Annotated in this window: 1 protein-coding gene and 2 CRISPR repeat arrays; the gene reads right to left on the reverse strand. The window is 51.5% G+C overall.

Going from position 1 to position 10680, the window contains the following annotated elements; all coding sequences use genetic code 11:
- The first annotated feature begins 98 nt into the window (after positions 1-98).
- A CRISPR array of direct repeats spans positions 99-368; the repeat unit is 28 nt; unit sequence TTTCTAAGCTGCCTGTGCGGCAGTGCAC.
- Between the two features lie 87 nt (positions 369-455).
- A CRISPR array of direct repeats spans positions 456-1083; the repeat unit is 28 nt; unit sequence TTTCTAAGCTGCCTGTGCGGCAGTGCAC.
- A gap of 774 nt (positions 1084-1857) precedes the next feature.
- Positions 1858-10680: non-ribosomal peptide synthetase (locus CKY02_RS21540; RefSeq protein ID WP_112896842.1), on the reverse strand; the 8823-nt coding region annotated here is incomplete at its 5' end.

Genomic DNA, 10680 nt, shown 5'->3' on the forward strand with positions numbered 1-10680 from the left:
TTCACAGCATAGTGCCTTCCCAAAACAGGAATAATTATGCTCTAAGCTATCTGTATGGCAGCATACTCGATAGTTTAGAGAATAAAGAAAACTTTCTATTTTTAAACTGCCTGTGCGGCAGTGCACGTAGACATTTCTATCTGCTTGTTCTTGATCAATTTCTAAGCTGCCTGTGCGGCAGTGCACCAAGAAGTTTAAGGTTTCACTTACAGCAATACTTTCTAAGCTGCCTGTGCGGCAGTGCACCTTTGTGCATAGCATGGATGGTAGCCATTTAATTTCTAAGCTGCCTGTGCGGCAGTGCACGCGAATAAAGTGCAAGGAACGCACTAGCTATCTTTTCTAAGCTGCCTGTGCGGCAGTGCGGCAGTGCGGCAGTGCGGCAGTGCGGCAGTGCGGCAGTGCGGCAGTGCGGCAGTGCACTCCACTCTTCACCACCACATAATTGTTTCCACTTTCTAAGCTGCCTGTGCGGCAGTGCACCAGAAGCACAAAAATACGCACAAGATAATAGATTTCTAAGCTGCCTGTGCGGCAGTGCACAAGTGTCTTATTCTCCGATCCCTAAGGTAAGTTTTCTAAGCTGCCTGTGCGGCAGTGCACTCCTGATGGTCGTCCCTGGCTAATGTCTCATATTTCTAAGCTGCCTGTGCGGCAGTGCACTATATACAAATGCTCACAGTTCATCAAAACCATTTCTAAGCTGCCTGTGCGGCAGTGCACGTTCCCATCGCGCGACGCGAGCAATTTCATCATTTCTAAGCTGCCTGTGCGGCAGTGCACGTTATGGCTCATCCGGGAGCAAGGAAGCTCCTTTTCTAAGCTGCCTGTGCGGCAGTGCACTCCGTGTTGCTTTATCTGCTAACGTTCCTAAATTTCTAAGCTGCCTGTGCGGCAGTGCACCTACAAGAAGGCTTCCCCTGTTATTAACATCTTTTCTAAGCTGCCTGTGCGGCAGTGCACATTAATCGGTATCATTCGATATTGTGGATTGATTTCTAAGCTGCCTGTGCGGCAGTGCACATCAATGATATTGGTCAGATGGCTCTCGGATTTTTCTAAGCTGCCTGTGCGGCAGTGCACGTTACATATTAACTTTAACATGCTGATTTTTAAATAGCATAGCTATTAAAAAGTGAAAAACCCTTTTTATAAGGTATAATTAATTTATCTATAAAATCAATCAATTACAACTCCATTCAAAAAAAGGGTAAAAATAAGGTAGCAGCAAAAATACCATCACATACTTAAGTCGCCTGTCCTAAGCCTAAGATCTATTCAGTAAGTGAGAATTGTTGCCTGTAAAATGTTCAATGATGATGGAACCATTCACTGATCTCTGTCACCAACAAAAATTATCACCTTTTATCTCACTGCCCTTTTCAATAATGACATCATTCAACACACCAACAGTTGCATTAATTTCACCATGCATTTAAATATTGAAAAGTTCAGTGTTATCCAATTTACCAAGTCTCCAATTCAATCAAATTCCTCTACTCATGAATTATTTTATTTTCATTCACCTGTTTTATTAACTAATAAGCCTATAATGACTCACTTCCAGAATATACCTCTATTATATCAATCATTGATATATACCCTATGGATTTCAAGATGCATCGCGACGGCAAGGGAGTGAATCCCCGGGAGCATAGATAACGATGTGACCGGGGTGAGCGAGTACAGCCAACAAAGAGGCAACTTGAAAAATGACGGGTATAAAATGAAAATCGTCTTTGTTAATGCTTATGCACCTTGGGAAAAAGGATAAACAAGAAAGATAATCCGGTATAAGAAACACACCGGATTATCATATCAAAGTTAAATTATTCAAAACTCCTGACTATATCTGTATTACGATGTCTCCTCATCACAACTGATTGCCAGCATCCTATTAACAGCCTGAGCTAAAGCGGTTTTATTCTCATCATCCTCCAATAAACTAAAATGGTTACCCGGTATCGCAATCAACTCAAGCGAAGCATCAGGCATTATTTGCGCCCAACCCAACGATGGTTCTATGCTCGCGGATTCTGGCTGTTCATCCGTCATAAAAGAAATAGCGGGGGAAGGTTCTACCGCATGGAACTGATGTAGCGTTATTGCTAATGCCGGCGGTTCATAATCCACAACTATTTGCGCGTAACGCGCGATCTGCCCCCAACGTTTTGCGATCACATCGGCACTCAGATTTGCAGGATATAACGCCAATTTTTGTGCCGCGGCAATAAACTGCACAAAATTCAACTCATCGATTCGCTGATACAACGCAGCAATCTCTTCCGCATGCTCCTCCCCTGACAGCCGGGCCAGTTCAATAAAGAACCGATATTTAGGTTGTATGATCTGTTCCCCTAAATAGTGAGGCGCAGGTGTATCAATCAACCCCAGGAAATTGACCATTTCACCGGCATGCAAAAGCTGCTGGGCAATCGCATAAGCCAAGACTCCACCAGAAGAGTAACCACATAGCCGATAAGGGCCTTCCGGTTGAACAGCTTTTATCAAGGTGATCATTCTCGCCGCTTGCTGTTCCATCGTTGTCATCGGTTCTTCATTGATAGACGGCCAAGGCAACGCGTAAATCGGGTGATCCGACGGGATATGTCGAGCCAGCCCGAAGACATAGGAGTAATCCCCCATGCCGCTGGGAACAAAGAACAGCGGCAGCCCTGTCCCATCAAGTCGTACCGATATGGCGCTGTTTTGCGGCTGAGACAACAAGTCTGAAGTGATTTTCGCAGCCAGTTCAGCCAGCACCGGGAATTGGAACACAGCATTCAATGTGCAAACTAAACCCCGACCGGCGGCAAGATTTATCATTCGCATGGCAAGCAGTGAATGGCCCCCCAACGTGAAGAAGTTGTCATGCCGGCTGATTTGCTCAACCCCCAGCAATTCACACCAGATAGCCGCCAATGCAATTTCCGCTTCTCCTTGTGGCGCTTCATAAATCTGACGGGCGAAGGCTTCACTGTCCGGGACCGGCAGTGCTCGGCGATCCAATTTACCGTTCGGCGTTAGCGGGAAAGCATCCAGACGCACAAAAGCGGATGGCAACATATAGTCAGGTAAAGTTACACTCAAGTGGGTACGCAGGTTATTGGCCAGCCCCTCATCCGCCGGCACCACGACATAGGCAACCAGTCGTTGGTCTTGCCCTTGCCCCAATGCCAATACTACAGATTCACTCACCGCCGGGTGTTCCACCAATCGAGCCTCAATTTCCCCCGGTTCAACGCGGAATCCTCGGATTTTAACCTGCTGGTCGTTGCGGCCCAGGAATTCCAGGTTGCCATCCGGCAGGTAGCGAGCTAAATCCCCGGTGCGGTACATGCGGGCATCCGGTCGATCACTAAATGGATCAACCAAGAAACGTTCCGCCGTCAGCTCTGGGCGATTCAGATAACCCCGTGCTACACCGGCTCCCCCGACATACAACTCGCCTGTTACTCCCAACGGCACTGGCTGACCATATTTATCCAACAGATAGAGGGTTAAATCCGGAATGCGTGCACCAATAGGGCTGGTTATTCGTTCCACATCATGCGGATTCAGTTCCCGATAAGTCACATGAACCGTCGTCTCGGTGATACCGTACATATTCACCAACTGCGGTGACGTCTCTTCACGCAGGCGATACCACGGTCGTAATATGCTCGGATCGAGGGCTTCCCCCCCAAAGATGATATAACGCAAGCAGTCCGGTAATGGATTAGCGACATAACTGGCAATAAAGGCTTTGAAAGCGCTCGGCGTCTGATTCAACACCGTGATTCCGTGCTGACACACGAATTGATGCAGCTCTTGAGGGGAGCGGGCAATCGCGTGCGGCACCAGAACCAGTTTAGCGCCGTAGCGTAACGCTCCCCATAATTCCCATACCGAGAAGTCAAAGGCGATGGAATGGAACAGGCACCAAACATCTTGCCGGTTAAAGTGATACCAAGACTCAGTCGCATCAAATAAACGCAGGATATTACGATGCTCGACCATCACTCCCTTCGGCGTCCCGGTCGAACCCGAGGTGTAAATGACATAGGCCAGATGCTGTGCGGTCAATGCCGGTACCCGAGGGTTACTGTCCGGCTGATCAGGCAAGATATTAGGGTCGAGCACAGTCAACATTTTCTCGCCCAGCGCACTCCGTCCGGTATCATCCGCCAGCACAATAGCCGGAGCGGCATCAGTCAGAATATGCGCCAGACGCTCCCCGGTATAGACCGGGTCCAACGGCACATAGGCCCCGCCGGCTTTCAGTATTGCCAATACCCCCACGACCATTGCCGGTGAACGTGACACACAAATCGCCACTCGCTGATCAGGCACGACACCCAATGCGATAAGCTGATGGGCCAACCGGTTAGCGCGGGTATTTAATTCAGCATAACTGAGAGTCTGATCTTCATGCACTAACGCTATCGCGTCAGGGGTTTGCTCCACTTGCTGTTCAAACAATTGATGAATACACAATGTCTCAGAATAGGCGGTTTCCGTCGCATTCCAAGTTTTCAGCAACAGTGTGCGTTCCGTTTCCGGCAGAATGCTCAATGTCCGTACCGGCGTTTCCGGAGCCTGTTCCAGCGCTGCCGCCAAACTCTCCAATGCCTGTTGCATATAGCCGCATACCCGTTCCGGCTCAAACGGCCGGGCAACTTGAACGGTCAATCCCAAGGATTCACCAAAATCCTCCACCGATAGCACTAACGGATAATTGGTTCGCTCCTGCGCATCAAGAAATTCAATACCGTTTACAAGTTCATCCAACGTTGCTGAAAATGCATTATGCCGATAATTCAGCAAGCTACTAAAGAGAGGGATCTCACCTTGCACGCCACTGCAACGCTGAGCCAACGCCAGTGAAGCATGTTCGTGTTCCAGTAATCCGGCCAGCCGGGTATGGGCGGCCAGCACACTCCCCTGCACCGGCGTATCATCGATGTCCAGCCTCAGCGGCAAGGTATTGATAAACAGCCCCATTCCGTTGTCAGCCCCTTCTCCCGCCGCCATGCGCCCAAACAGCACGGTGCCGAACACCACTTGCTCTTGATCGCTGGTATGCGACAACACCTGTGCCCAAGCCAAATGACACAACGCCGCCAGACTGACCCCCAAACGCCGGGCTTGACCACGTAGACGGTCATTCAATTCAGGCGCCAGCATCCAGTGAGATTCCGTTACCTGTGAACCATCACGATGCACCTCCGTCAATCCGAATGGCAACGTGGGTTCATCCACCTCCGCCAACATCTCGGTAAAGAAACGGGTATGTTCCTCCTCACTCATCCCCAACCGGGCTTCAGCCACTAAATTACGGAAAGAGACCGGGGAAGTCAGGCTGTCTTCCCGTTCGGCAAGATACGCCTGAACCTCGCCGTTCATCACGTCCAACGTGGTATGGTCGCCAATCAGATGATGCAACAATTGCAGTACAATCCAACGACCATCAATCTCCCGCGCCACCACAAACCGCATCAGCGGTGCTTGGTTCAGGTCAAGACGATAACGACGAGGATTAAAACGTTGAGCCAGTTGTTCACAAATCGGTCCATCCGCCGGGTCTAAATCCAATTCAGTCACCGATAAAGGCGCCTGACGCCAGACCACCTGAGCCGGCACAGACAACTCTTGCCAGATAAAGGCGGTACGCAGAATATCGTGACGATCAACCACCTGTTGGACCGCCGCCAGATAACGGTCTAGCAGAGTCCGATCAGCGAAGACCATCTGGCCGGCTAACAAATAGGGATCGCCTTCGTTTGCCAGTAAGTGGTGGAACAAAATACCGTCCTGCAACGGCGATAGGGCATAGATATCCTGAATATTGCTCACCCCGCCCGGCACTTGCCTGACGATGCGGTCAATGTCGGCTTGAGTCAAATCAATCAGCGGCAACATCGCCGGCGTCAACACTGTCGTTGTCGGCGTAATGACGTTAGGCGGTACGATCACAGCTTGATGCTGCCCTAACGTTTGCGCCAAGTCTGACAGCATCGGCGACTGGAACAGATCACGCGCCGTCAGCGACAATCCCAAGTGACGCAGGCGTTCAACCATCCGTATCGCGAGCAACGAATGCCCCCCTAGGGCAAAAAAGCTGTCATATCGACTTATCTTCTCAATACCCAGTAATTCACGCCAAATTGCCGCCAGCGCGATTTCTGTTTCTCCCTGAGGCGCAGCGTAAACTTGGTGGACAAAGGCGTCATTGTCCGGTACCGGCAACGCTTGATGATCCAACTTACCGTTAGCCGTCAATGGAAAAGCGTCCAGCCGTACAAAAGCTGACGGCACCATATAGTCAGGCAAAATAGCATTCAGATGAGCACGCAAGTTGTTCACCAGCCCCTTATCCGCAGGTGCCGCCACATAGGCCACCAGCCGTTTCTCCTGCCCTTCGCCGCGTGCCAACACCGCCGCTTCACGCACCGTTGGGTACTCGGCCAACCGGATCTCAATTTCCTCCGGTTCAATACGGAAACCACGGATTTTAACCTGCTGATCATTACGGCCCAGGAATTCCAGATTGCCATCCGGCAGATAACGCGCCAAATCCCCGGTGCGGTACATGCGGGCATCCGGTTGATCACTGAACGGATCAACAAGGAAACGTTCGGCGGTTAATTTAGGCCGATTAAGATAACCACAGGCTACCCCATCGCCACCCACATAAATCTCTCCGGTCACCCCCAACGGCACCGGCTGACCATACTTATCCAACAGATAAACCCGCGTGTTGGCTACCGGCCGCCCGATAGGAACGCGGGCGGCCCCCGATGTTAATGCAGTGATACGGTATGTGGTCGTAAAAGTGGTGCCTTCACTTGGCCCATAGCCATTTAATAGCCGTTGTGGCGGATTGGTGTTCAGTACCTGACCGATAACATGGGGATCAAGGGCATCTCCGCCGACAATCAGGAGCTTTATCTGTGGAAGAATCGGAAGCAACTCCGTTACTAACTGGTTAAACAATCCGACACTCAACCACAGAACGGTCATTCGCTGACCCCGTAGAGTCTGTACAAACGCCTGCGGCGTCAACAAAGTGGCGTGATCGATAACCACTAACGCGCCACCATTGAGCAATGGTGCCCAGACTTCAAACGTACTGGCATCGAACGCCGGATTAGCAGCAAAGGCGACCCGATCCTCCGATCCAATTTCTGCATAACCATTATTAATAACCAACCGAACCACCGCACGATGCGGCACCAAAACCCCTTTAGGTGTGCCGGTAGAACCGGAAGTGTACATGATATACGCTAACTCGGTGCTGGAACGCGGTAAATCAAGGTTGCGGCGATCTTCCTCGTGAACCGTATCTGCCTCATCCGAGAGACGAAGCAGCGGCACAGTCAAGTTAGCCGGAATATCCGCCTGCGTATCGGTAAGCAACAACTTGGCTGAACAATCACTGATCAGCCAGTTTTTCCGCTCATCCGGCACACTAGGATCTATCGGCACATAAACGGCACCGGCTTTGAGAATCGCTAATTGGGCTACCACCAGTTCCATTGAGCGTGCTAGCAAGAGCGCAACATAATCACCGGAATACACCCCTTGTTCAATGAGCTGACGAGCCAACCGGTTAGCGCGGGCATTTAATTCGGCATAATCGAGGGTCTGTTCGTCATACACTAACGCTGCCGCGTCAGGGGTTTTTTCCACTTGTTGTTCAAACAATTGATGAATACATAACCTCTCAGGATAGGCGGTTGCCGTGGCGTTCCAGGTTTCCAGCAATAACTTGCGCTCCGCCGGAGAAAGGAGATCAATTTCCCTGACCGGCTGTTGGGGGTTAGCCACCATCGCTTGCAGCACTGTGTGCAGATATTCCACCTGCCGCTCCATTGTCTCTGAATCAAACAGGGCCGTGGCATAACTCAACGCCCCCACGATCCTGCCCTCCTCTTCTGACAAGCCCAGTTCAAGATCAAACTTGACAACGTCAACGGCTTGATCGACCGGTGATACCGCCAGCCCCGGTAATCCCCATTCCGTGTTCTCATTGTTCTGCCAGACAAACATCACCTGGAACAATGGGGTATGCGCCAGTCGGCGCGGCGGTTGCACGATTTCCACCACCTGTTCAAACGGTAAATCCTGATGCTCTTGTGCCGCCAATGCGGTTTGCCGGATTCGCTCCAGCAACTCGGTTACGGTCAGCTCATCCGATACATCCATGCGCAACGCCAGCGTATTGACAAAGAAGCCAATCAACGGTTCTACTTCCTGACGATTGCGACCCGCGCTCGGTGTGCCGATCACCATATCTTCCTGACCCGACAGACGCGACAAAACCACCGCCCAAGCTGACAACAGCGTCATGAATAAGGTGACGCCCTGCTGCTCACTCAGATGTTTCAGGGCCGTTGTTAATTCCACATCCAGATCAACCGGCACGGCATGTCCGGCAAACGACTGCTCCAGCGGACGAGGCCGATCAGTAGGCAAATCCAACAGAACCGGCGCGTCAGCCAACATTGCACGCCAATAGTCAGATTGAGCCTGAATACGCTCAGCCGACAGCCACTGACGCTGCCAGGCAGCATAATCCGGGTATTGAATCACCAACGGCGGCAATGGATCGGGTTGTCCGGCCATAAACGCCATATAGAGCGTGTTCAGTTCCTGTATCAGCACATTGGCAGACCAGCCATCGGAAATAATGTGGTGCAAAGTCAGCAAAAACTGATATTCGTCATCGGTGATCCGGATGAGAGCCGCGCGGATAAGCGGGCCACTTTCAAGATCAAATGACGCATGAGCCTCTTCCACACTCAAACGCTCAAGGACTCTATCAGAGTCCGGAATCCTACGCAGGTCATATTGAGATAACAATAAGCCGTTATCCGGTTCCAACAACCGCACTTGCGGCTGACCATCAATAGAGATAAAGACAGAGCGTAACGCTTCATGACGGGCAAATAAGGTATTCAGCGCCTTTTGCCAAGCCACGATATCCAGTTGTCCAGATAAACGCAGGACCATCGGGATATGATAAGTTTCACTGACGCCCTCAAGCTGCGCCAGGAACCACAAGCGCTGTTGCGCAAATGACAACGGTAACGCCCCCTCGCGGGATATCGGCAAAATATTATCTGGTTGACCCGACCGAATCTGCATGGCCTCAGCAAATGCCCTCAATGAAGGGGACTTAAACAGGGTAGTCAGCGGCAGTTCGACGCCTAAAGCGGCTACCCGGTTCATTACCCGCACCGCCAGCAATGAATGGCCCCCCAGAGTAAAGAAATTGTCATACCGGCTGATCTGTTCAACACCTAAGACTTCACGCCAAATCGCCGCCAGCGCGATTTCCATTTCTCCCCGAGGCGCTTCATAAACCTGACGGGCAATGGCTTCACTATCCGGTGCCGGTAGCGCTTGACGATCCAGCTTACCGTTCGGCGTTAATGGCAATGCATCCAGCCGTACAAAGGCCGACGGTACCATGTAATCAGGCAACTGAATGCTCAGATGTTCGCGTAAACTGTTAATCAGCCCCTCGTGAGCTTCCGCCACCACATAGGCCACCAGCCGTTTCTCCTGCCCGTCACCTTGTGCCAATACCACCGATTCACTCACCGCCGGATGTTCCAACAACCGGGCCTCAATTTCCCCCGGTTCAATGCGGAAACCACGAATTTTAACCTGCTGGTCGTTACGGCCCAAGAATTCCAGATTACCGTCCGGCAAATAACGGGCTAAATCTCCGGTGCGGTACATACGGGCATCCGGCTTATCACTAAACGGATCGATAAGGAAACGTTCCGCCGTCAAGTCAGGGCGATTGAGGTAGCCACGCGCCACGCCCGCTCCCCCGATATACATTTCCCCCACCCCCCCCAACGGCACCGGTTGACCATATTCGTCCAGTAAGTAAAGGCCGGTGTTGGCTATCGGACGGCCGATACTTTCAATGATCCTGTCACCTCGCTGTATCGGCAACCAGGCAGAATAGGTTGTTGTTTCAGAAGGCCCATAGAGATTGCATAACCGCTCTATTTGCGTGTCTTCGAAAATCTGCTCAATTAAGGCACCTTTCAGCGGTTCCCCCGCCAGATTGACAGTATGAACCGACGCCATCAGCGCCTGAGCCTGCAATAACGGTTTCATCGCTGACGGAACTGAGTTGATCAAGGTTACCGGCAGGGCATGCTGCATCAATGACAGCGCATCTTCCACCAGATAAATCGCCGCGCCACGGGACAACGGCATAAAACATTCAAAAATGGACAGGTCGAAATTCATCGACGTTGAGAAAAGCACCTCGCGGATCGCTTCCGTTTCAAAAGCCTGCTGCGCCCAGTGCAGGAAGTTAACCGTATTGCGGTGCTCAATCATCACCCCTTTGGGCACTCCCGTGGAACCGGAGGTATAAATCACATAGGCCAGATGCCGCGAAGTCAGCGCAGGTACCTGTGGGTTACTGTCCGGCTGTTCAGGCAAGGTATTCGGGTCCAGCACCACGAGTCCGGTCAGCGTTTCCTCGCCCAATGCAGACCAGCCAGCCTTATCCGCCAGCACCACGGCAGGGGCAGCATCGGTCAAAATATGCGCCAGCCGCCCGCTAGGATAAGTCGGGTCTAGCGGCACATACGCCCCGCCCGCTTTCATCACCGCCAGCAATCCCACTACCATCGCCGGTGAACGTGACACGCAAATCGCCACTCGCTG

Source organism: Photorhabdus bodei (assembly GCF_003287735.1).
GTDB lineage: Bacteria > Pseudomonadota > Gammaproteobacteria > Enterobacterales > Enterobacteriaceae > Photorhabdus > Photorhabdus kayaii.